General features: G+C 72.2%; 20 protein-coding genes. 11 read left to right on the top strand and 9 right to left on the bottom strand.

Translation table 11 applies throughout. The features are described from left to right. Positions 1 to 110: 110 nt before the first annotated feature. Together BMY89_RS03230 and BMY89_RS03225 are read right to left on the bottom strand one after the other, a co-directional pair. Positions 111 to 803 (bottom strand): class I SAM-dependent methyltransferase, encoded by a 693-nt coding sequence (locus BMY89_RS03230; protein ID WP_139217890.1) that lies wholly within the window; start codon positions 801 to 803, stop codon positions 111 to 113. Between the two features lie 321 nt (positions 804 to 1,124). Then, entirely contained in the window at positions 1,125 to 2,165 is a 1,041-nt protein-coding gene (locus tag BMY89_RS03225; protein ID WP_092374482.1) for an App1 family protein phosphatidate phosphatase, read from the bottom strand. A gap of 115 nt (positions 2,166 to 2,280) precedes the next feature. On the opposite strand from BMY89_RS03225, the gene BMY89_RS03220 reads away from it, so the two are divergent. From BMY89_RS03220 to BMY89_RS03205, 4 genes are all read left to right on the top strand, one after another. Next, positions 2,281 to 3,909 (top strand): ArnT family glycosyltransferase, encoded by a 1,629-nt coding sequence (locus BMY89_RS03220; protein WP_232521025.1) that lies wholly within the window; start codon positions 2,281 to 2,283, stop codon positions 3,907 to 3,909. A gap of 8 nt (positions 3,910 to 3,917) precedes the next feature. Further along, positions 3,918 to 4,712, top strand: a complete 795-nt coding sequence (gene yaaA / locus BMY89_RS03215) for a peroxide stress protein YaaA (protein ID WP_092374475.1) — start codon at positions 3,918 to 3,920, stop codon at positions 4,710 to 4,712. Positions 4,713 to 4,810: 98 nt separating this feature from the next. Continuing rightward, positions 4,811 to 5,530, top strand: coding sequence for a hypothetical protein (locus BMY89_RS03210; RefSeq protein WP_372433293.1), 720 nt, complete (start codon positions 4,811 to 4,813; stop codon positions 5,528 to 5,530). Between the two features lie 93 nt (positions 5,531 to 5,623). Beyond that, positions 5,624 to 6,577 carry a TAXI family TRAP transporter solute-binding subunit gene (locus BMY89_RS03205; RefSeq protein WP_232521064.1) on the top strand — a complete coding sequence of 318 codons (954 nt, stop codon included), beginning with the start codon at positions 5,624 to 5,626 and terminating at the stop codon, positions 6,575 to 6,577. Between the two features lie 24 nt (positions 6,578 to 6,601). Here the strand turns inward: BMY89_RS03205 and BMY89_RS03200 are convergent, their stop codons facing one another. The 5 genes from BMY89_RS03200 to BMY89_RS03180 all read right to left on the bottom strand — a co-directional run bounded on the left by BMY89_RS03200 (position 6,602) and on the right by BMY89_RS03180 (position 13,404). Continuing rightward, a complete protein-coding gene (locus tag BMY89_RS03200; RefSeq protein WP_092375490.1) occupies positions 6,602 to 8,041 on the bottom strand; it encodes a sensor histidine kinase in 1,440 nt (479 codons plus the stop codon). A 7-nt stretch (positions 8,042 to 8,048) separates the two neighbouring features. Further along, a complete protein-coding gene (locus BMY89_RS03195) occupies positions 8,049 to 8,705 on the bottom strand; it encodes a response regulator transcription factor (protein ID WP_092374470.1) in 657 nt (218 codons plus the stop codon). A gap of 115 nt (positions 8,706 to 8,820) precedes the next feature. Next, a complete protein-coding gene (locus BMY89_RS03190) occupies positions 8,821 to 9,132 on the bottom strand; it encodes a hypothetical protein (RefSeq protein ID WP_092374467.1) in 312 nt (103 codons plus the stop codon). A gap of 131 nt (positions 9,133 to 9,263) precedes the next feature. Continuing rightward, entirely contained in the window at positions 9,264 to 11,012 is a 1,749-nt protein-coding gene (locus tag BMY89_RS03185; protein ID WP_092374464.1) for a CDP-glycerol glycerophosphotransferase family protein, read from the bottom strand. A 118-nt stretch (positions 11,013 to 11,130) separates the two neighbouring features. Beyond that, positions 11,131 to 13,404, bottom strand: coding sequence for a DUF6077 domain-containing protein (locus BMY89_RS03180; RefSeq protein ID WP_092374461.1), 2,274 nt, complete (start codon positions 13,402 to 13,404; stop codon positions 11,131 to 11,133). Positions 13,405 to 13,511: 107 nt separating this feature from the next. Between BMY89_RS03180 and BMY89_RS03175 the strand changes: the two genes are divergently transcribed. Continuing rightward, the gene (locus BMY89_RS03175) at positions 13,512 to 13,706 is read left to right on the top strand and encodes a hypothetical protein (RefSeq protein ID WP_092374458.1); all 195 of its coding nucleotides are present in this window, start codon (positions 13,512 to 13,514) and stop codon (positions 13,704 to 13,706) included. A gap of 27 nt (positions 13,707 to 13,733) precedes the next feature. After that, entirely contained in the window at positions 13,734 to 14,270 is a 537-nt protein-coding gene (locus BMY89_RS03170) for an acyltransferase (RefSeq protein WP_092374455.1), read from the top strand. 65 nt (positions 14,271 to 14,335) lie between these two features. Here BMY89_RS03170 and BMY89_RS03165 read toward each other — a convergent pair whose 3' ends face one another. Continuing rightward, positions 14,336 to 14,971 carry a TetR/AcrR family transcriptional regulator gene (locus BMY89_RS03165; RefSeq protein WP_232521024.1) on the bottom strand — a complete coding sequence of 212 codons (636 nt, stop codon included), beginning with the start codon at positions 14,969 to 14,971 and terminating at the stop codon, positions 14,336 to 14,338. A 178-nt stretch (positions 14,972 to 15,149) separates the two neighbouring features. Here BMY89_RS03165 and BMY89_RS03160 point away from each other — a divergent pair, with 178 nt between their 5' ends. From BMY89_RS03160 to BMY89_RS03140, 5 genes are all read left to right on the top strand, one after another. Next, positions 15,150 to 16,046 (top strand): ABC transporter permease, encoded by an 897-nt coding sequence (locus tag BMY89_RS03160; protein WP_092374452.1) that lies wholly within the window; start codon positions 15,150 to 15,152, stop codon positions 16,044 to 16,046. Positions 16,047 to 16,053: 7 nt separating this feature from the next. After that, complete coding sequence (locus tag BMY89_RS03155) at positions 16,054 to 16,854, top strand: ABC transporter ATP-binding protein (RefSeq protein ID WP_092374449.1); 801 nt, start codon at positions 16,054 to 16,056, stop codon at positions 16,852 to 16,854. A 153-nt stretch (positions 16,855 to 17,007) separates the two neighbouring features. Further along, positions 17,008 to 18,513, top strand: coding sequence for a bifunctional cytidylyltransferase/SDR family oxidoreductase (locus BMY89_RS03150; RefSeq protein ID WP_092374446.1), 1,506 nt, complete (start codon positions 17,008 to 17,010; stop codon positions 18,511 to 18,513). Between the two features lie 30 nt (positions 18,514 to 18,543). Further along, positions 18,544 to 20,244 carry a CDP-glycerol glycerophosphotransferase family protein gene (locus tag BMY89_RS03145; protein ID WP_092374443.1) on the top strand — a complete coding sequence of 567 codons (1,701 nt, stop codon included), beginning with the start codon at positions 18,544 to 18,546 and terminating at the stop codon, positions 20,242 to 20,244. A gap of 72 nt (positions 20,245 to 20,316) precedes the next feature. After that, a complete protein-coding gene (locus BMY89_RS03140; protein ID WP_232521023.1) occupies positions 20,317 to 21,573 on the top strand; it encodes a PP2C family protein-serine/threonine phosphatase in 1,257 nt (418 codons plus the stop codon). On the opposite strand, the gene BMY89_RS03135 is transcribed toward BMY89_RS03140, so the two are convergent. Beyond that, positions 21,574 to 21,939 carry an STAS domain-containing protein gene (locus tag BMY89_RS03135; RefSeq protein WP_092374437.1) on the bottom strand — a complete coding sequence of 122 codons (366 nt, stop codon included), beginning with the start codon at positions 21,937 to 21,939 and terminating at the stop codon, positions 21,574 to 21,576. It lies immediately after the preceding gene. Between the last annotated feature and the right edge of the window lie 52 nt (positions 21,940 to 21,991).

The following is a 21,991-nucleotide window of genomic DNA, read 5'->3' as shown; positions in this document are numbered from 1 at the left end:
AAGGTCAGGAACGGCAAGCTCGGGGCCTCACATGCCCGGACACTGCGGAAGCTGACCGACTTCGCCGCCCTGGCTACCCTGACCAACTGCCTCCAGCGCAGTGCGTACGACTAGCGACGGGCCTCAACGAACAGGCCCTCCGGCCGATGCTCAACCTCGGCCAAGCCGGGCAGGTCGCCGACCATGAACTCGCGGGACTGAGGATCGGCAAATCCGGCCTCCCGCATCATGTTGATCACGAGTGCGGAGGTTGGCTGCCACCGGTGTGGCGACGCTCCGACGAACTGGGTCAGCTTCTGGCGTCGGTTCGGCTTGTGTAGCGGACCCGCATTCAGCAGCTGGGTGAACTTGAGACCGGCAGCGGCGGCTTCGTCCTCTGTCGCGCTCAGCAGTTGGCGGGCGAATACGCGGACGTCCGGCAGGGCCACCCGAAGGATTCCGTCCGGCTGCAACACCCGGTGGCATTCGCCGAGCAGCGCGAGCGCCTGGTCGAAATAGATATGCTCGAGCATGTGGGAGGAGTAGATAGCGGCCACCGTACCGGTGGGATAGGGCAGCGCTTTCGTGACATCCGCCAGCTTGATGCTTCTTGGCCACGTGACCATGTGAGCGTCGGCGAGCAGCCCGATGCGGTACAGCACGGACTTCGCTCCCGGCAACCGGTCGAGGATTAGGCCCGGTGACCTGTCGATGTTGGTCCAGCCGGCGGGAGCCTGGAGTCCACAGCCGAGGTTGAGGCGGAGCGTGCCGCCCACGCCGTTAGACCCGCGTTGGCGAACGGTTCGGTATTTCGTCCGGAACATAACCGGATGATACAAGCACTCGATGGACTTAATGCCAGTTGACACCAGATCGCGCGTCTCTGAATATCGGTCGCATTTCAGCGCTGCTTTTGCCGACAGTACGGCGCCGTTATCCGGCGACAAGTAGGCGACTCACGAACCGCTTCTCGGCAGCCGTTGCCTCCGTCACGGCACGGCCGACTGCACCGACGGAGATGCGAAAATCTATTTGTTGTGACCGGGGCGATCGAGCTGACAAGCCGATCCAGCGCATCTGCGACACCGGTCAACACCGGGCAGGCTGATCGCAGGTGGCAGGCCGCGCCGCCGCACGAGAAGCGGTCAGACCAGACCGGCGCCGCGCAGCAGGGTCCAGAGGCCGGCGCCGTCGGGCGCGGAGAGCCACTTCTGCCCCACCGGCCCGGTCGACGACTGGCCGGCCGGTGCCGGCAGGGTGCCGGCGAGCACCGCCTGGGTGGGCGAGAGCCGGCGGATCGCCACTCCGGCGACGTTGTCCGGGTTGGCGGCGGCGAACTCCCGGTAGATCTCCTGGTCGTGCTGGCCGTCGTCGCCGACGAGCAGCCACCGCACCTCGGGGAACTCCTTGGCCAGCCGGGCCAGGGTGGCCCGCTTGTGTTCCCGGCCGCTGCGGAACCAGCGGTCGTGGGTGGGCCCCCAGTTGGTCAACAGCAGCGGCCCGGCCGGGTAGAGGTGCCGGGACAGGAACCTGGTCAGCGTCGGGGCGACGTTCCACGCCCCGGTGGAGAGGTAGAACACCGGGGCACCGGGGTGGGCGGTGACCAGCCGCTCGTAGAGCACCGCCATGCCGGGCACCGCCGCCCGGGCATGCTCGTCGAGGACGAACGTGTTCCAGCCGGCGAGCAGCGGACGCGGCAGCGCCGTCACCATGACCGTGTCGTCGATGTCGGAGACGACCCCGAAGCGGACTTCCGGATCCAGGATGCGGACCGGAGCCTCGACCGGCTCGGCGTCCGGCACGGTGAGCCGCACGGAGCCCCAGCCGGGCGGCAGGTCCGCCTCGACCACGGTGTCGACGAAGCCGCTGCGGTCCGCCTGCGTCTCGTGGCGTACGCCGCCGGTCTCGATCGTGACGGTGACGTGTTTTGCCGGCAGGGTGGCGAAGCTGCGCCAGCCCCGGACCTTCTCCAGCCGACCCCGCTGGCGGGTGTCGGGGCGACCCAGCAGCACCCGACACATCACCCGTACCCATCCGGGCGCGCCGTAACCGGTGTAGGCGATGATGTTGATCCGCCAGCCGGTCCGTCGCAGCCTGCGCTCCACCAGGTGATGCACGGCGTCCTCGATCCGCGCGGCCCGGTGCAGGTTGGTCACGGCCAGTTGGCCGGCGGTAGTGGGTGGCACGGGTGCAACCCTGCCACAGACCGGCGGCCTCGGCCACGCGAGCTGAGCCGAACCGCCGCCGTCGCCGTCGCGACCGTGAAACACTCCGGTCGGGACGGCGACGGGGGCGATGGTCGTGCCACGAGCAGCAACAACGGGGTTCGCGCGGCAGCGTGGGCGGTGGTGGTCACGGCTGGACCGGCCGGCGTTCGTCGCGCTGTTGTTCGGAGTGGCCGGGGTCGGTTACCGGCTGGTCCTCGTGCTGGACACGGTACCGGTGTCCAACAGCGACGAGGCGACCTTCGGGCTGGCCGCGTTGCACATCGCGCAGGGCCGGGAGCACCCGGTCTTCCTCTACGGCCAGCGCTACATGGGCATGCTGCAGTCCTACCTGGCCGCACCGCTGATCGCGGTGACCGGCCCGAGCTGGCCCGTGCTGCGGCTGCCGGTGCTGGCGCTCTACGCGCTGTTCCTCTGGCTGATCCACCGGCTGACCCGGCGGATCGGCTCGCCCTGGTTCGCGACCGCGATCGTCGGGCTGCTGGCGCTCGGTTCCGAGCGGGTCGTCCGGGACCAGGTGACGACGGTCGGCGGGCGTCCGGAGGTCAAGGTCGCGGTGCTGGTGATGCTGCTGATCGTGGTGGGGCTGGCCCGGGGCACGGTGCGCCGCCGCCGGCTGGCCGTCGGCGCGTTCGGGCTGCTCGCCGGGGTGGCGCTCTGGTCGGACTGGCTGATCGTGCCGTACCTGGCGGTGGCCGGGCTGGCGCTGATCTGGGCGTTGCGTCGGGAACTGCTCGGCTGGGCGGGTCTGCTGCTGCTCGCCGGGTTCGCCGTCGGGGTCGGCCCGATGATCTGGGACAACCTGGTGGCCCCGCTCGGGCAGGACTCCCTGTCGGTGCTGCGCACCATCAGCGGCGAGACCGGGCCGGCGCCGCCCTGGCCGCAGCGGCTGGGGGGCGGGCTGCTGGAGGGGGTGCCGCTGGCCGCCGGGCTGTGCCCGATCGACGGCTGTGCCGGCTGGCAGGAGTGGTTCGGTCTGCTCTACCCGGCGCTGCTGGTCGTCGCGGCGGTGCTCGCCGTGCTCGGGTACCGACGGGCGGCCGACCGGTCCGACCGGGTCGCGCCGGTGGTGCACCTCGCGCTGCTCGCCGGCGCGGCGCTGACCCTGCTGGCGTACGTGCGCAGCTCGCTCGCCGCCGCGGACCCGCTGGGCAACGCCCGCTACCTGGCGGTGCTGCAACTGTCCCTGCCGGCGGTGCTGTGGCCGCTGTGGGTGGTGGCCGTGGCGGCCTGGCGTGGCACGGTCGGCGCGGCGGGTCGGCTGGCCGGTGCGGTGGCCGCCGCCGCGCTGGTCGCCCTGGCGGCGACCTCGCTGGTGGTCACGGTGCTCTTCGCCACCTCCGGCGCGGCACCCGGGCGCACCGAGGAGCGGCAGGCCCGCGAGTTGGCCGCGGCGGTCCGCACGGCGGGGCTTCGCGAGGTGTACGGCGAGTACTGGACGTGCAACCGGCTGATCTTCAACACCGCCGAGGCGGTGGTCTGCGGGGTGCTCGACGGCAGTCTGCACCCCGGGCAGAACCGCTATCCGGCGTACTGGTGGCGGCTGGCCCGGGCGCAGCGGCCCGGGTACGTGCTGGCGGCCGACGGGCCGGCCGACCGGCGGCTGCGGGAGCTGCTCGGCGGCCGGGCCGACACCGCGCTGCTGGCCGAGGTCGGCGGCTTTCGCGTGTACCACCCGCCGGAGCCGCTGCGACCGTGGCGTTAGAGTCACCCATGCTCATCCTGCTGCCGCCCTCGGAGGGCAAGGCCGACGCCGGCTCCGGTCGCCGGCTGGACCTGGCCCGGCTGTCCCTGCCGGAGTTGAACCCGGTGCGGGAGCAGGTGCTGACCGCGCTGATCGCGCTCAGCGCCGGGCCGCAGGAGGCGGCGCTGGCCGCGCTCGGACTCGGTGCCGGCCAGCACGGCGAGCTGCGGCGCAACGCCCGGCTGGCGCAGGCCGCCACCGCGCCCGCCGGCCGGATCTACACCGGCGTGCTCTACGAGGCGCTCGACCTGGCCACCCTCCCACCGCCGGCGCAGCGGGCGGCGCGGCGGCAGGTGCTGGTCAGCTCCGGCCTGTGGGGGGCGGTACGGCTGACCGACCGGATTCCGCCGTACCGCTGCCCGATCGGGGCCCGGCTGTCCGGCATCGGCGGCCTGCCGGCGCGATGGCGCCGGGCGCTGGAGCCGGCGCTGACCACGGCGGCCGGCAGCGGCCCGGTGCTGGACCTGCGGTCCGGGGCGTACGCCGCCGCCTGGACGCCGCGCGGCGAGCTGGCCGACCGCACGGTGACCGTGCGGGTGCTGCACGAACGGGAGGTCGACGGCGTTGTGGTGCGGTCGGTGGTCAGCCACTTCAACAAGGCCACCAAGGGCCGGCTGGTCCGTGACCTGCTGCTCGCCGACGTCCGCCCGAGCACCGCCGACGCGCTGCTGACCGCGCTGCGGGACCTGAAGTACCTGGTGTGCGAGCAGGCCACCGCGCCGGGCCGGCCTCGGCAGGTCGATCTGGTGGTTTCCGAGCTGTAACCAGGCGCAAGATTTCCTCAAGGCTGGACCGGATCGGTACCACCCGCCGGGGTGACGGGTCACCGTAGACAGACCCGACGCCACAAGGAGGCCCTCCGGTGGTTGCCGAACCGATCCTGCTCGACCAGCACCGCCCGCCGCCGGCCCTGCCGCCATCGGCCCTGCCGCCGTCCGCCCTGCTGCCGTCGGCACTCCCGCCGCTGGACTGGACGACCCTGGCCGACGCTTTCGAGACGGCCTGCCTGCTGCGCTGCATGCCGCCCCCGGCGGCACCCGGTCAACGGCACGCCGGGCAGCAGCCCGTCCGACCGACGACGATCGAGTTCAACCGGGAGGAGGCGGCGCGGCGGACCCGGCAGCTGCTCGACCGCCTCGACATCCCGGCCCGGCACGAGCTGGCCGTCGGTGGGCTGCGCCGCCGCTACGAGCTGCACCGGCTGCACGTACCGCGCGAGCACCGGCCGGCGTACGCGGCGATGGTGGAGAACGGTTGGCGCCGTGGCCGGCGGGAGTTGCTCGGCGGTCCGGTGCCCGGCGCGTCGACGGCGCGGCGGCTGTGGCGCACCCGGTTGGCCGCCGCTGCCTGGCGGGCCGCCCTGCTGGCGGGCGGCCGGCACGTGCGCCGGCACATCCTCGGAGTGCGGATCACCGACCGGGAACTCGCCGCCGTGCTGGTCCGTGGCGCCGCTCTGCTCGACGTGCCGGCGGTGCTGCGCCCCGGCACCGGCTGCTTCCTGGTCAGTGTGGCGCAGGGCCCCCACCGGGACCGAATCCTGCGGCACGCCGCCGAGGAGGCGGTGCACCGCCCGGTGGCCTGACCGCCGAGCGGTGCGAGGACCGCCACCGGGCTGCGCCGCCCCGGGGCTTGCGCCGCGGGGGTCCGGCGGCGCACAGTGCTGCCCGTGAGCCGTATCCGGTACAGCGCCCGAGCCCGGCGGCGCGGCACCCGCGTGGCGTTCGCGCTGACCGTGCTGCTGGCCCTGCCCGGCCTCGGCGCCTGCCGCGAAGATCACGACGAGCCGATGCTCATCCGCATCGCCACCGGCAGCCCCACCGCCGTCTATCACGCCTTCGGCGAGTCACTGGCCGCCATCCTCAACCGGGAGTTGCCCCAGGTGCGGGCCGAGGTGATGGTCACCGCCGCCTCCGCGGAGAACGTGCAGTTGCTCAACGCCGGCAAAGCCGAACTCGGCTTCACCCAGGCCGACGTGCTGCCCGCCGATCCGGGCCCGGACCCGTCGGTGGTGGCGGTCGCCCGGGTCTACGACGACCTGCTGCACCTGGTCACCACCGCCGACAGCCCGGTACGGAGCTTGGCCGACCTGCGCGGGCGGCGGGTCTCGGTCGGCGCGGCCGGCTCCGGGACCAAGATCACCGTGGACCGGCTGCTCTCCGTGGCCGGGCTGGGAAACGCCAAGGTGCAGCAGGAACAGCTCGGTCTGGACGACTCGGTGGCCGCGCTGCGGGCCGGCAGGATCGACGCCTTCTTCTTCTCCGGTGGGCTACCGGTACGCGCCGTCGCCCAGTTCGCCGAGCACACCCCCACCCGCATCGTCGGCCTCGGCGAGTGGACCATTCCGCTGCGCCAGAACCACTCGGAGGTGTACGTGCCGCGGGACATCCCCCGCTCGGTGTACGGCGTCGACCTGGTCACCACCGTGGCCAACCCCAACTACCTGGTGGTCCGGGCCGACCTGCCGGAGGCGCTGGTCCGCGAGGTGACCCGGCTGCTGATGGAGCGGCGTTCCGAGCTGGCCGCCGCTCATCCGGCGGCCGGTCGGATGAGCCCCCGCTCGGCCATCGCCACCCTGCCGCTGCCGCTGCACCCCGGCGCCGTGGACTACTACCGCGCCAGCAAACCCTGACGGCGGACCGCCCGGCAGGCGCGCTCAGAGCACCCGGGCGGGCGGTGCCGGCTCGGTGACCGGCTCGACGGGTGCGGAGGCCGGGTCGTCGGACGCGTCGGACGCCGGAAACCAAAGTGCGGCCACCAGGCCACGTGGCGAGTTCGGATGCATGGTGAGCCGACCGTCGGAGGCGTCGACCAGCACGGCGGCGATGGTCAGCCCCAGCCCGGCGCCGTCGACGTTCTGCACCTCCGGTGCCCGCCAGAACCGTTCGGTGGCCCGACCGAGCTGGCTGCGGGTCATCCCCGGGCCGGTGTCGAGCACCTCCAGCGCGATGCCGCCGTTGCGGGCCGCCACGGTCACCGTCACCTCGCCGCCCGCCCCGCTGAACTTCACCGCGTTGTCGATCAACGCGTCGAGTGCCTGGTCGATCGCGGTCGGCACGGTCAGGGCGTACACCGGACCCGGGTCGGCCGACAGGCGCAGCGTGACCGACCGGTGGCGAGCCAGCGGCTCCCAGGCCGCGACCCGGGAAGCCGCGGTGGCCCTCGCGTCGACGGTGACCCGCTGGTTCTCCCGACGTTCCGCCCGGGCCAGGGTGAGCAGCGCGTCGAGCAGCAGCGCCAGCCGGTCGGTCTCCTCCAGTGCCAGTTGGTGCTCGGCGCGGCCCTGCTCGTCGGCCACGCTCGGCCCCAACTCCTCCACCCGCAGCCGCAGCGCGGTCAGCGGATTGCGCAGTTGGTGGCTGGCGTGCGCGACGAAGGCGCGCTGCCGATCCATCACGTCGGAGACGACGTCGGCCATGTGGTTGAAGCTCGCCGCGAGGCGGCGCAGCTCCGGCGGGCCCAGCCGGTGCTGCACCCGGGCGCCACGGTCGCCCTCGGCGATCTCGTGGGTGACCGCGTCCAACTCGGTGACCGGGCGCAGCACCCAGCCGGCCAGCCCGAACGCGGTGAGCACGCAGGCCAGCACGGCGAGCAGTCCCAACGCGACGACCAGCGTCCACCAGGTGACGACGGTACGGCGGACCCCGTCCGACGGGCTTGCCGTGATCACCGCGCCGAGCACCTCGCCGCCGTCGTTGATCGGCACCGCCACCACGATCTGGCCGTCCAGCCACGGCCAGACCGCGTCGGGTCGGCTGGTCTGCTGGCCGGAGAGGGCGATCTCCAACGCCTCGCGGGTGCCCGGGGGCGGCTGCCAGCCCGGCGAGGGGGCCACCACCCGCCCGTCCCGGTCCACCACCGCCGCGCCGATGCCGTACAGCTCGTGGTAGCTGTCCAGTTCGTTGGTGAGCGGGCCGGTCGTGCCACCCCGCAACGCCGGCCCGGCCAGCGACGCGAAGCGGGTGGCGTCGGCGAGCCGGTCGGCGCGCACCCGCTCGGTCTCCCGGGTGGTCAGCGTCACCGCCAACGGCGTACCCAGGGCCACCACCACCAGCACCATCAGCAGCAGATAGCTGATCACCAGGCGCCGTCGCATCGGGTCCTCACCCGCCCCGGAGCCGGTACCCGACGCCCCGGACGGTCTCCACCAGTCGCGGGTCACCGAGCTTGCCGCGTAGCGACCCGACATGCACCTCGACGGTGTGCCGGTCGGTGAAGGTGGTACCCCAGGCGTCGAGCAGGATCCGATCGCGCGGCACCGCGACGCCGGGTTGCCGGGCCAGCGAGAGCAGGACGTCGAACTCCTTGCGGGTCAGCGAGACCGACCTGCCGGCCACGGTGACGGTGCGGGCGGCCACGTCGATGTGCACCGGCCCGGCCTCGATCAGGTTGCGCTCCGGCGCCGCGTGCGACGCCCGCCGCAGCACCGCCTCGATGCGGGCCTGCAGCTCCACCATCGAGAAGGGCTTGACCACGTAGTCGTCCGCGCCGAGCCGTAGGCCGAGCACCCGGTCCCGCTCCTCACCCCGGGCGGTCACCGCGATGATGCCGAGCTGGTTGCTGCGCCGGCGCAGCTCCCGGCACAGGTCGGTGCCGTCGCCGTCGGGCAGGGTCAGATCAAGCAGTACCAGGTCGCAGGGGGCGGCGGCGAGGGCGGCGGCGGCGGTGGCCGCGTGTTCCACCTCGTACCCGCGCCGGGTCAGCGCGGACGACAGCGCGGCGGCCACCCGACGGTCGTCCTCGACCAGCAGGATGCGCACCCGGCCTCCCCCGTTCGGTCTGCTCCGCTGTCGCTGGTGCGGCGTCGGAGAAACGTGCACCGGGCCGCACTAGATGGTGGCAGACAACCGGCGGGGGTGACAGGCCCGGGCGGGCTCAGAGCCCGAAGACCTCGTCCGAAGTGCTGTCCCGCACCCCGTCCACGAAGCCCTTGAAGGCGGGATCGTCGTGGCTGGCCGGCACGGTGGTGAACAATTCGCCGGTGGCCTGGGTGACCGCGTCGATCAGTGGCGGGAAGTCGATCTCGGCGTCCGCGAGGGTGTCGTCGTCGGCCTCCGCCATGTTGATCACGTGCTGGACGTCCTCGGACGGCGTGTCGGGGTCGTCGGCCCAGTCGGCGCCGGCGCGGTAGCACTCGTCGTAGAGCGCGCGCTGGCTGTCGGTCCAGTCCTCGTGATAGCTCTCCATGCCATCCCCCTCTCCGGCGGCCTGCCTCCCGAGCATGCCCGTCGAGGCTGCGGACCGGGCCGGTACGGGCCAAAAGCGCCCCCGGCGCGGCGCGGCCCGAGCAGTGCTGGCGCTCGGCGCCGCGCCGAGGGTCAGCGGTGGCAGAGCCGCCCGACCTCCTCGACGAACCGGTCGATCGGGTTCGCCTCGGCCGGACCGAGCAGGTAGGTCCGCAACTCCGTGCGGGCCGGGGCCATCGGGTCGTCACCGGCCGCCCGGCTCACCGCGACGATCTTCTCCAGTTCTCCGCAGTCGGCGGCGAGCAGGTAACCGGCCCGCGAGGTCGGGAAGGCACGCCGGAACTCGTCGTCGGGCCGGCCGGCAGGGTTGGTCACCACGTACGGCCGCTGACTCTGCAGGAAGTCGGAGACCACGCTGGACACGTCGCTGATCAGCAGCTCGCTCTGGTTGAAGCAGTCGAACAGCGCGGGCCCCGCCCCGGTGACCACCCGGTGTGCGGTCCCGTCCAGCGTGGTCGCGCCGACCTCCCCGCCGGCGCTGCGGATCCGCTGCACGATCCGTTCGTGCGCGGCCCTGGCCCGCCCGGACCGGCTTCCGGTCAGCGGGTGCGGCTTGTAGATCAGCCGGACCGCCGGCCGGGTGGCCAGCAGGCCGGCGACGATCCGTTCACCCATCAGCACCACCGAGGTGTGGTACGGGTCGTCGGCGAGCCAACCCTCCCAGGTCGGCGCGTAGAGCACGGTGAACGGGCGGTCGGTGGACTCCGTCTCGTAGGTCTGCACGCCGGCCAGTTGCGGCCGGCCGATCTCCACCACGTCGCGGTCGCGTACGCCGACCCCGGCCCGTGCGTACCGCTCGCGGCCGGCCGGGCCGGCGACCCATACCTCGTCGTAGACCTTGCTGTACGGGTTGGCGCTGGCCGCCTTGTCGCTGTCGCCGTGGCCGAGGAACACGTGCCTCATGCCCGGCTCGCGCAGCATGTGGATGTTCTCACCGGCGTTGGCCGGGTACAGCGCCACCCGGATGCCGCTCTTGTCGAGGTTCATGAAGTCGGCCCCGGACGGTACGCAGAGAACCGGTAGCCGGGTGTCCGCCAGCGCGGGCAGGGTCTCCGGGTTACGCAGGAAGACCACCGCCCGCCGGTCGAGCGCCTCGGTCGGGGTGAGCCACATGTTCGCCTGGTAGGCGTCCTTGGCCGGGCCGGCGAAGTAGAGCGCCACCTCCGGGCAGTAGCCGTCCAACCAGCGCTGCACGGCCGGCAGCCGGGTGCCGCGCCCTCTGCCGCGCAGCCAGGTCAGCGCGACGGTCCCGCCGACCAGCGCGGCCAGCCCGATGGCGACCGCGCCGGCCAGGTAGACGGGCGCCACCTCGCCGGCGACCGCCGCGGTCACCGCCGCCGGTACGAGCAGCACGTTCACCCAGGGCAGCCGGTCACCGGTGAGGCCACCGGCCCAGCTCGGCAGACCGGGTGCAGGAAGTTGTCCCAGGTCGACGTTGCGCAGCAGCACCCCACCGTCGCGCCGGTCGATGATCCGCCGGAACGCCCCGGCGAAGACGGCGATCAGCCACACCGTGGCGGGCAGCAGAAGCAGCAGGGTCAGCTCGCCGCCGGCCAGCGGCACCTGGGCGACGACCAGCAGCACCACCGACACGTCGCGGGCCAGCTGCCGGTAGCCGAGGCCGAGACCGGCCTTCTCCATCAGGGTGGCGGTGGCCGGTGACCACCGCTGCACGGCGACCTCGCCGAGCACCGCTGCCAGGCCGGCGATCGCGAAGACGGCCACCCAGCCGAGCGCTCCGCCGGCGAGCAGGAGCAGGTAGGTCAGGACCAACAAGGCCCCACGCGCGGCCACACCGACGCGCAAAGTCAACGTGCCCAACGGGGTAGCTCCCTAGCGAGATCGATGGCCGGCTGGATGGGCTCGGCGTCAGCGCAGCTGCGACCTTAACGCGAAACATCGACGGGACGACGCCCGGGTGGCGGGGCTACTCACGGCGCTACTCACGACGCAGGCAGACCACCACGTTCGGATGGACGGGAGGGTCGGCGAACTGCCCGGCGAACTCGACGTAGCCGAACCGCGCGCCGACCCGGCGGGCGAAGCGGTTCTGGCTGTAGACGCAGATCGTGCCCACGTCCAGCCGCTCCAGCGCCCCGGCCACCTCCTCAACGGTCGGCCGTTCCACGGCCGGGCCCCCGTTGGCGAACCGGGTCAGCAGCAACCGGTCCTGCGCGAACTGCGAGTTCAGGTCGTACTCGACCAGGAAGAAGTCCCGCGGCAGCACCACCCGTGTCTCGGTGGTGAGGATCGGGATGGTCCGCATGACGGTGGCCGGCGCGAGCACGAGGCCGTCCGGGTGGTCGAGGTCCACGATGAACTGCGCGATGGCGTGCTGCGGTGGCCGGAGCTTCCAGGTCGGCTCGCCGTGCACCAGCACGCCGCTGCGCTCGTCCCACATCGGGATGGCGTAGTTGGCGAACGAGGTCACGATCGCCGCGGCCAGCACCACACCGACCAGCGCCCGCACGGTCCGTAGCCGGGTGGGCAGCCAGATGGTGCAGAGCAGTCCGATCAGCGCCGGCACCGCGAGCAGCCAGGGCACCCGCCAGAGCACCACCGAGATGCCGGTGAGCGCGCCGAGCCACTCCAGCACCCCGGGCACCAGCAGCACGCTCAGCGTCAGCGCACCGCCGGCCGCGAGCAGCGCCGGGGTGCGGCGGCGGGCCAGTAGCGGACCACACCAGAGGGCGAGCCCGCCGATCACACCCACGATGCCGATCTCGAACGTCCGCCGATAGGTGTGCGCGGCGTCGTAGAAGGTGACGTCCGCGGCGGCCTCGCTGGCCGAGCCGACGAGCAGTTGGCTGACCGCGATCGCGCCCACCGGGTACGCCAGCGCGGCGACGCCGGCGACGAGCGCCGACCTCCAGCGGCCCACCAGCAGCATCATCAGCGCCGCCCCGCCGACCAGCAGCGGCAGCACGATCGCCGCCGTGCTGGTCAGCCCGGTCGCCGCGATCGACAGGGCGACCACCAGCACCAGCCGGCGGCCGGACCGGCCGTCGAACCAGCGGGTCAGGTAGAGCCACATCAACGGCACGGCCGCGGAGACGAACATTCCCTTGCCCTGGTACAGCCGGGGTAGGTGGAAGTTGCCCAGGGCCGCGTCCGGGCCACAGACCAGCGCGAGGAAGGCCACTGCGACGGTGAAGGCGAGCACCGGACGTCGCGGCGCCCAGGCCTGCACGAGCCGCCAGAGGGCCAGCACGGCGAGCACCGCCATGATCGGCAGCAGCACGTACCAGGTCGCCGAGGCGGCGGGGATGCCGAAGAAGCGGGCGAGCGCACCGGCGAGGACCTCGATGCTGGCGATCGGGGGCTGCGAGGCCATCGCCGGAAGAACGTTCTCGCTGAACAGGAAGTCGTTGAGCGGGACGAGGTCCCGCTCCGCCACCCATACCGACCGGCCCACGTAGTAGATGTCGTCGGGGGTGTTGCGGGCGAGGTAGAGCGAGGCGACCGCGGCAACCCCGGCGATCAGCAACGCGTACGCCGACTGCCAGGCGGTGGGGGCCGGCGCCACTGGACCGTTCGACGCGGCCGGACCGGGTACCGCCGTGCCCCGCCAGCTTCGCCAGGTCAGCAGCGCCATCCCGACGGCCGCCGTGGCCCCGGCCGAGGCCGGTACCCACCAGGACAGGCCGGCGCCGGCCGGCGTCCCCGCCACGCCGGCGGTGATCGCCGCGCCGGCGCCGATCAGCAGGACCAGCGCCGTCAACCAGCGCTGGGCGACCGGCATCCGGTCGGCGCGGGGCGTGGACCCGCCGTCCGGGGCCGCCTCGTCCACCACCGCGGCGGCCTCGGTGGCAGTGGCCTCGTCGGGCGCGGTGGCCTCGTCGGGCGCGGTGGCCTCGTCGGGCGCGGTGACCGCAGTGGCCTCGTCGGGCGCGGTGGCCTGGGTCGCCCGGCGGCGTCGCCACCGGAGCGCGAGCCGGGTCAGCAGGGCGAGCAGTGCCAGCGCCGGACCGACCACCAGCCAGATCCGCAGGGTGAGTGACGGGGCGAGACCCAGCGGCAGGGCGGCGTGGTAGAGCAGCGTCCAGAGCGCGAAGGCCAGCACGGCACCGTCGGTCAGCACTGCGGGCACCCTGGCGACACCCGACCCGATGCGGACGGGCACCGCGCGCAACCGGCGAAGACCGGTGTGGACCCGGCCGGCCGGGTCGTCGGCCGTCGCCGGCGCGGCGGCGGTGACGGTCTGTTCGGTCATCGAGACGGGAGTCCTTGTCCTAGGAGCGGGTGCGGCCAGGACACGCGTTCCACACGTGACGTTTCTCGTGCCGCACGATCCTCACCGAGAGTGATAGCTGGCCCGGGGTGCCGAGTCGAGCCGACGCGCAGAGCGGTGACGGGCCGAACCGGCTGCCGGGGCTCGCCCACCCGGCCCGCGTCGCCGACCAGGGGTCGGGACTGCGCGGCGACGCGGTGATCGCGCGGCCCGACACGAGGTCGGTACGCTACGCCAAGTTCCACGCCCGCGCGACACGATGTGACCCATACGACCCGATCTGACCCGTTCGACCCGAGGTGAGTTGAAGGATGACCGACCAGAACTCCCCGTCCGTCTTCGTCCATCCGACCGCCGACGTCGAGGAGGGGGCCCTCGTCGGCGACGGGACCAAGGTCTGGCGGCTGGCCCACATCCGGTCGTCCGCGCAGGTGGGCGCCGGCTGTGTCATCGGGCGTAACGTGTTCATCGACGCGGGCGTGACGGTCGGCGACCTCGTGAAGATCCAGAACAATGTCTCGGTCTACCAGGGGGTGACCCTGGAGAACGAGGTGTTCGTCGGCCCGAGCGCGGTCTTCACCAACGACTTCCGGCCCCGTGCCCAGAACCCCGACTGGAAGATCACTCCCACCGTCGTGCGCCGGGGCGCCTCGATCGGCGCGAACGCCACCCTGGTCTGCGGTGTCGAGGTCGGCGAGTACGCGATGATCGCCGCGGGTTCGGTGGTGACCCGGGACGTCGCGCCGTACCAGTTGGTGGCGGGCAACCCGGCCCGACCGAAGGGTTGGGTCGACAAGCAGGGCGAGGTCGTCTCGCGCGACGCGGACAACCCGCCCCAGCAGAACTGACCCGTACCCACACAAATCGGGCGTCGGCTCGGCCAGGTTGTCGCGCGTGCCGGGTACGCCGAGGATCACCTCTGGCTGCTCCGCACGGCCGTGTCGCTCTCGGCGCAGGCGACCCGCAGGGCGGCCACGGCGGCCTCCGCCATCCGGGGAAGCTCGGCTGGCTCCAACGGAACCCGGGCGATGGCCAGCCGCCAGTAGACCGGCCCGACGATCAGGTCGGCCGCTGCCCGCGGGTCGGCACCGGCGGGCAACTCCCCCCGCTCGACCGCCCGGCCGACGACGATCTCGCCGATGCGCTCCTGGTAGTCGTTCAGCGCGCCCTGCAACGTCCCGGCGATCTGCGGGTTGCGGGCCGCCTCGGCGAGCAGGTCGGGGATGATCTGCGACGCCAACGGGTGACCCAGCGCCCCGGTCACGACCAGCAGCAGCAGCCGCACGTCGCCGTCGAGGGTGCCCGTGTCCAGCAGTGGTAGCTTGCGACCCGCGACGGCCGAGACCACGTCCAGCACGAGGTCGAGCTTGGAACTCCACCGGCGGTAGATCGCGGTCTTGCTGACCCCGGCCCGGCGGGCCACCGCCTCGATGGAGAGTCGGCCGTAACCGGCCGCGGCGAGCTCCTGCATGAGCGCCCGGCGGATGGCGGTGGTGATCTCCCCCCGGAGCACGGCGGCACCAGCGGGGGGGCGCTTCTCGGCCGTCACCTGGGACTCTTCTCGGCTGTCACAGGGACCAGAGTAGCGCAAGGACGCTACGGTTGCGTCCCGACGTAATTCGGACTACTGTCCACCAAGCGACGCAGCGGCGCTCCACGCACTGGCCACGCTATTTTGATCGTCGCGAACAACCCGCCCCGCACGACAGATCGGAGCGCCGATCCCCATGGCCAACCTGCTGGCCGACCCCGACTCCGGCCTCACCCCGGCCCAACTGGCCGCCCGACACGGGCTGCGGGTGGCCGGTCAGCGGCCCTCGCTGGGCCGCTACAGCGGCCAACTGTGGCACTACCGGCACTTCATCTCCGCGTACGCCCACGCCAAGCTGACCGCCTCGTTCAGCAACGCCCGGCTCGGGCAGCTGTGGCAGGTGCTCACCCCGCTGACCAACGCGGCGGTCTACTACCTGATCTTCGGTCTGGTGCTCGAACAAGACCGCGGCATGAACAACTTCATCGCCTACCTCACCACCGGGCTGTTCATCTTCAACTTCACCCAGACCAGCGTGCAGCAGGGCACCCAGGCGATCAGCGGCAGTCTCGGCCTGATCCGTGCCCTGCACTTCCCCCGCGCCTGCCTGCCGCTGGCCATCACCGCCACCCAGTTCCAGCAGCTGCTCGGCTCGATGGTGGTGCTGCTCGGCATCGTGGTGGCCACCGGGGAGCCGATCACCCTGATGTGGCTGATGCTGGTGCCGGCGGTGCTGCTCCAGACCGTCTTCAACGCCGGGCTGACCATGGCGGTGGCCCGCCTCGGCGCGAAGGCCACCGACCTCAAGCAGGTCATGCCCTTCATCCTGCGTACCTGGATGTACAGCTCCGGGGTGCTCTACAGCGTCACCCTGTTCTCCGAGAACCTGCCGGGCTGGGCTACCGCGATCGTGCAGTACAACCCCATGCTGGTCTACATCGAGCTGGCCCGGATCGCGCTGCTGGAGGACACCCACCTGCTCAACGACTCTCTGCCCCTGACCTGGCTGATCGCGGTCGGCTGGTCGCTCCTGGCGGGCCTCGGAGGGTATCTCTACTTCTGGCGCGGCGAACAGGAGTACGGCCGTGGTTAACCTTGAAATGTCCAATGATGTGACGGTGACCCTTCCCCGGATCCAGGAACGGATCCCGACCGTGGTGGTGGACGACGCGCACGTCGTCTACCGGGTCTACAAGGGCGCCGCCGGCAACACCAGCCCGGTGGCCGCCTTCAAGCGGATGGTCACCCGCACCTCCGCGCCGAACGTCCGCGAGGTGCACGCGGTCCGCGGGGTCAGCTTCACCGCGTACCGCGGCGAGGCGATCGGGCTGATCGGCAGCAACGGCTCCGGCAAGTCGACCCTGCTGCGGGCCATCGCCGGGCTGCTGCCGGTGGAGCGCGGCGCGGTCTACACCCAGGGGCAGCCCTCGCTGCTCGGGGTGAACGCCGCCCTGCTCAACGACCTGCCCGGCGAGCGCAACGTCACGCTCGGCTGCCTGGCCATGGGCATGTCCCCCGCCGAGGTACGGCGCAAGCTCCCGGAGATCATCGCGTTCTCCGGGATCAACCAGCGTGGCGACTTCGCCTCGCTGCCGATGCGCACCTACTCCTCCGGCATGTCGGCCCGGCTGCGCTTCTCCATCGCCGCGGCGAAGCAGCACGACGTGCTGCTGATCGACGAGGCCCTCGCCACCGGCGACAAGGCGTTCCGTAAGCGCAGCGAGGGACGGGTGCGGGAGCTGCGGGAGAGCGCCGGCACCGTGTTCCTGGTCAGCCACCAGCTCTCCTCGGTACGGGACACCTGCGAAAGAACCATCTGGCTCGAATCGGGCGAAATAAGGATGGACGGTCCCACCGACGACGTCATACGCGCCTACAACGAATTCGCCAACGGCAAGTAGAGTCCCGGTGAACGTGCGGCGCCGCGCGGGCCGCGTCGCCCCGCGTGGGGCGACGCGGCCCGCGCGTTATGGTTCATCCCGTCGCCGTCTCGGCGGAACCCCCCGTTCACGTGCCCCACCGATGCCATTCACCACCGAGAGCGAGGACCGGCAATGACGCAGGACCAGACCACCGACCCGGGTACGACGGCACCGGAGACCCCGGTTCCTTGGCGGCCCTCGCGGACGGTGGCCGTGGTACTGGCCGGCGGCACCGGCACCCGGCTCGGCCTCGGCATCCCCAAGCAGCTGCTGAAGATCGCCGGCAAGCCGATCATCGAGCACACGCTGGCTGTCTTCGAGGCGGCGCCGGAGATCGACGAGATCATCGTGCTGATGGCCACCGGCCACGTCGCCGAGGCGCAGCAGATCGTCGACAAGGCCGGTTTCCGCAAGGTCACCAAGGTGATCGAGGGCGGCGACACCCGCAACGCCACCACCCGGGTCGCCCTGGACGCGGTGGGCGAGGCGGACTGCAACATCCTCTTCCACGACGCGGTACGGCCCCTGCTCAGCGGCCGGATCGTCCGGGAGTGCGTGAACGCCCTGTGGACGTACTCGGCGGTCGACGTGGCGATCCCGTCGGCCGACACGATCATCCAGGTCGACGAGAACGAGTGCATCACCGACATCCCCGTCCGGGCCACGCTGCGCCGGGGCCAGACCCCGCAGGCGTTCCGCTCCAGCACCATCCGGGAGGCGTACCGCCGGGCCGAGGGCGACCCGAACTTCGCCGCCACCGACGACTGTGGCGTGGTGCTGCGGTACCTGCCCGAGACCCCGATCAAGGTGATCGACGGCTCGGACGAGAACATCAAGGTCACCCACCCGGTCGACGTGCACCTCGCCGACAAGTTGTTCCAGCTGGCCGCCGCCCAGGTGCCCCGGCTGACCCAGCACCGCTCCTACAGCGACGAGGTCTCCGGCCGCACCATCGTCGTCTTCGGCGGCAGTTACGGCATCGGTCACGACCTCACCGAGCTGGCCCGCCGCCACGGCGCCCAGGTCTTCCCGTTCAGCCGCTCCAGCACCGGCACCCACGTGGAGCGTCCCGAGGACGTCGAGGCCGCGCTGAAGACCGCCTTCGACGCCACCGGCCGGATCGACCACGTCGTGGTCACCGCCGGGATCCTGGAGAAGGGCGCGCTGGCGGAGATGGACCAGGAGACCATCGACCGGGTACTCCAGGTCAACTTCGTCGGCCCGGTGACCGTCGCCCGGCAGTCGCTGCCCTACCTGCAGCACACCAAGGGCCAGCTGCTGCTCTACACCTCCAGCTCGTACACCCGTGGACGGGCGGACTACGCGCTCTACTCGGCGACCAAGGCCGCCCTGGTCAATCTCACCCAGGCGCTCTCCGACGAGTGGGCGGAGTTCGGCGTACGGGTCAACGTGATCAACCCGGAGCGCACCGCGACCCCCATGCGGGCCAAGGCCTTCGGCGCGGAGCCCGAGAACACGCTGCTCGCCGCCGAGACCGTCGCCCAGGCCTCGCTGGACGTGCTGATCTCGGATCTCACCGGCCAGGTGATCGACGTGCGCCGCTCGCCGGGTGAGGCGCCGACCGCCGCGGTGCCGACCCAGGCCAACCGGTCGGCCAGCACCGTTCCCGCCAGCTGACCGACCGACGACCGCGAAGGCGACACCGAGATGCGTGGTGACCTGGTCCGGAAGTTGACCGCACGGGGCCTGGCCACCGGCGGTGCGGTGCTGGCGTTCCTGGTGGTCGCCCTCACCGAGGCGACCGCCTGGGGGCTCTGGCTGGCAATGGCCGCGCTCGCCGCCACGGTCTGGGAGCGCCGGGTACGCCCCGGCGCCGACGGCCTCGCGGAGACCACGCTGCTCGCGGCCGGGGTCCTGGTCGGCTATGCCCGCCAACTGGACGCGGGCTTCGACCCGGCCCTGGCCGCGACCGCGCTGGTACTGCTGGGACTGGTACTGCTCGCCGGTCCGCTGCGCGAGGCGGGGAATCTGGAGATCCGCGCCGCCAACCTGCCGGTACGCACCTGGGTGCCGCAGGTCGCCGCGCGCGGCGCCGACATCGTGGCGGCGTTCCTCGCCGTGCTGGCCGTGGCCGCCCTCGCGGTCCTGCCCAGCGCAGTCGTGTTGGTGGCGAGCCTGCTGATGGCTACCGCCGTCGGTGCGGCCGCCCTCGACCTCGCCCGGCGGCGGCTACGCCCGGGTGCCGGCGGGTCCGCGGTCACCCGGGCGCTCCGCCGGCACCAGCCCGAGTTCGTGCTCCACTTCTCCGCCCCGCCCGGTTCCGAGTACCAGGTCACCATGTGGCTGCCGTACCTGGAACGGATCGGCCGGCCCTTCGTGGTGATGCTCCGGGAACCGGAGTTCCTGGCCACCATCGCGGCGGCCACCACCGCTCCCGTGGTCTACTGCCCCACCCTGCGCACCATGGACGAGGTGCTGGTGCCGAGCCTGCGGGTGGCGTTCTACGTCAACCACGGCGCGAAGAACAGCCACTGCATCCGCTTCACCCACCTCACCCACGTGCAGTTGCATCACGGCGACAGCGACAAGGCCCCCAGCGCCAACCCGGTCTCGGCGATCTTCGACCGGATCTTCGTCGCCGGCGAGGCGGCCGTCGACCGGTACGCCCGGGCCGGGGTCGACATCCCGGCCGAGAAGTTCGTGGTGGTCGGACGACCCCAGGTCGAGGCGATCGAGGTACGCCCGCAGCCGACCCGCGGGCTGACGAACCCGACGGTGCTCTACACCCCCACCTGGACGGGGCACCACGCCGACGCCGACTACTGCTCGCTGCCGGTGGCCGAGACGCTGCTGCGACGGCTGCTGGACCGCGGTGCCACGGTCATCCTGCGGGCCCACCCCTACACCGCGCAGAACCCGGCCTCGGCCCGGCAGTTGGGGCGGCTGCACGATCTGCTCACCGCCGACCGGGCCGCCACCGGCCGGCAGCACCTCTTCGACACCGCAGCGAGCCGGCTGAGCCTGGCCGAGTCGGTCAACCGGGCCGACGCGCTGGTCTCCGACGTCTCCGGAGTCGTCTCCGACTGGCTCTACTCGGGCAAGCCGTACGCGGTCACCGACATGGGCACCGACGGTGACCGGTTCGTCGAGCGGTTCCCGCTGGCCGCCACCGGCTACGTGCTGCGTCGGGACATGGCCGACGTGGACGACGTACTGGATCGGCTGCTCGACAGCGACCCACTCGCCGAGGCCCGCTGGGCGACCCGGCGGCGCTACCTGGGCGACTTCCCCGCCGACTCGTACGCCGAGGTCTTCCTGGCCGCCGCGCGACGCGAGCTGGACCCGGCGGGTTGGACCGCACCGGCGCCCCGCGCCGCCACCGAGGCACCCCTGTCCCCCACCACCTGAGGTCCTGCTGTCGACGCTGATGTGATGATCCTCGTGGTCGGTTATGACAGACGGGTCTCGTAGGCTCCGACCGTGGCAACCAGTCGAGGGCGGATCATGGCGCAGATGCTGGACGCGGCGGAGAACGCTTCGCCGGTCGAGGCGGTCGAGGCGGTCACCCGGAAGCTCGGTGCGGCGCTCGGGGCACGCAGCGTCGCGTTCCTGATCGCGGACCTCAGCGGTCGGGCGCTGGTCCGGCTGGCCCACGTGCCGCTCGACGGCACCGGTGCTGGGCGCCGCCACGGTGACGAGGTCGCCACGGTGATGCCCTTCGACGGCGGCCCCGCCGAGCAGACGCTACGCAGCCAGACGGTGCAGGTCGTCGCGCAGCCTGACGGGTGGCTGGTGTTGGCGCCGGTGACCGACCGGGGTGAGGCGATCGGCCTGCTGGAGATGATCCTGCCGGACGAGCCTCTGCCGCGCACCCTTGATGAGATCGCCCGTACGGCGCACGTGCTGGCGTTCGTGGTGATCGCCAACCGGCGCTACACCGACCTTTTCGAGTGGGGGCAACGCACCACTCCGTTCACCCTGTCTGCGGAGATCCAACGCCGCCTGCTGCCCGGCTCGTTCACCTGTGAGGGCAGTTCGTTCACCCTGTCCGGCTGGCTCGAACCGGCCGCCAGCGTCGGCGGGGACACCTTCGACTTCAGCCTCGCCCGCGACCTGCTGCACTTCAGCGTCACCGACGCGATGGGCCACGGGGTGGCCAGCGCGCTGACGGCCACCCTGGGCGTGGGCAGCCTGCGCAACAGCCGCCGCCGCGCGGCCGGCCTGGTGGAGCAGGCCGACGCCGCGAATGCCGCCGTGGCCGAGCACTCCGCCGTGCCCGGCACGTTCATCACCGCGGTCCTCGGCCGCCTCGACCTGCACACCGGGGTGTGCGCACTGCTCAACGCCGGGCACGTGCCGCCGCTGCTGGTCCGCGACGGAGATACTCGGCCGCTGCCGCTACCGGCCAACTTCCCCCTGGGCATGTTCGCCGGCTCCGAGTACCAGGCCGGCGAGATCGCGTTGCAGCCAGGCGACCGTCTGGTGGTGGTCACCGACGGCATGCGGGAGCGCAACGCCGCCAGCCTGGATCTGCCGGCCGTGTTGCGGTCGATCACCGGTCTGCACCCGCGTGAGGCTGTTCGGGCGTTGGCCGATGCCGTCCTCGAAGTCAGCGGACCGACCCTGGCCGACGATGCCACCCTGCTCATCCTCGACTGGCACGACGGGCACAGCGAGCAACGGCGGACCAGCGCCGGCGCCGACCAGGCGCGGGCCAGCAACCCGCCGCCCGACTGACTACCGGCCTTTAGCGTCGTCGGTGGACGGCACATCCGCTTCGGCGGCCTGCACGGTGTCGTAGACCCGGATCACCCGGTCCACCGAGGTGACCGTCAGGACGCTGTGCACGGCGGGCTGCACCGCGGCGAGACACAACCGACCGTCGACGTCCTGCAAAGCCTTGAACATCACCACCAGCGCGCCCAGCGCGCTGGAATCCATGAACCCCACCCCGGCCAGGTCCACCACGACCTGACGGTCACCGGCGTCAACCAGCCGTTGCAGAGCCTCGCGTAGCTGCGAGGACGTCGCCATGTCCAGCTCGCCGCGCACCTCGAGCACGGTGCACCCCCGGCCGGGCCGGACCGACAACAGCAGATCCACAACAGCCTCCCCACGCCGATGATCCCCGCTCACCCTATTCTGCTGGCGGCGG

It is taken from the genome of Micromonospora phaseoli, from assembly GCF_900109115.1.
In the GTDB taxonomy this organism is placed as follows: Bacteria; Actinomycetota; Actinomycetes; order Mycobacteriales; family Micromonosporaceae; genus Micromonospora; species Micromonospora phaseoli.
Note: the sequence above shows the minus strand (reverse complement) of the source record. Positions and strands in the feature narration are given on the sequence as shown.

What these genes read in the sequence shown, in the direction of transcription:
- BMY89_RS03180 (WP_092374461.1), bottom strand. Translation starts at nt 13,404, where the DNA reads ATGACCGAACAGACCGTCACCGCCGCCGCGCCGGCGACGGCCGACGAC.
- BMY89_RS03170 (WP_092374455.1), top strand. Translation starts at nt 13,734, where the DNA reads ATGACCGACCAGAACTCCCCGTCCGTCTTCGTCCATCCGACCGCCGAC.
- BMY89_RS03145 (WP_092374443.1), top strand. Translation starts at nt 18,544, where the DNA reads ATGCGTGGTGACCTGGTCCGGAAGTTGACCGCACGGGGCCTGGCCACC.
- BMY89_RS03190 (WP_092374467.1), bottom strand. Translation starts at nt 9,132, where the DNA reads ATGGAGAGCTATCACGAGGACTGGACCGACAGCCAGCGCGCGCTCTAC.
- BMY89_RS03200 (WP_092375490.1), bottom strand. Translation starts at nt 8,041, where the DNA reads ATGCGACGGCGCCTGGTGATCAGCTATCTGCTGCTGATGGTGCTGGTG.
- BMY89_RS03150 (WP_092374446.1), top strand. Translation starts at nt 17,008, where the DNA reads ATGACGCAGGACCAGACCACCGACCCGGGTACGACGGCACCGGAGACC.
- BMY89_RS03230 (WP_139217890.1), bottom strand. Translation starts at nt 803, where the DNA reads ATGTTCCGGACGAAATACCGAACCGTTCGCCAACGCGGGTCTAACGGC.
- yaaA (WP_092374475.1), top strand. Translation starts at nt 3,918, where the DNA reads ATGCTCATCCTGCTGCCGCCCTCGGAGGGCAAGGCCGACGCCGGCTCC.
- BMY89_RS03155 (WP_092374449.1), top strand. Translation starts at nt 16,054, where the DNA reads ATGTCCAATGATGTGACGGTGACCCTTCCCCGGATCCAGGAACGGATC.
- BMY89_RS03160 (WP_092374452.1), top strand. Translation starts at nt 15,150, where the DNA reads ATGGCCAACCTGCTGGCCGACCCCGACTCCGGCCTCACCCCGGCCCAA.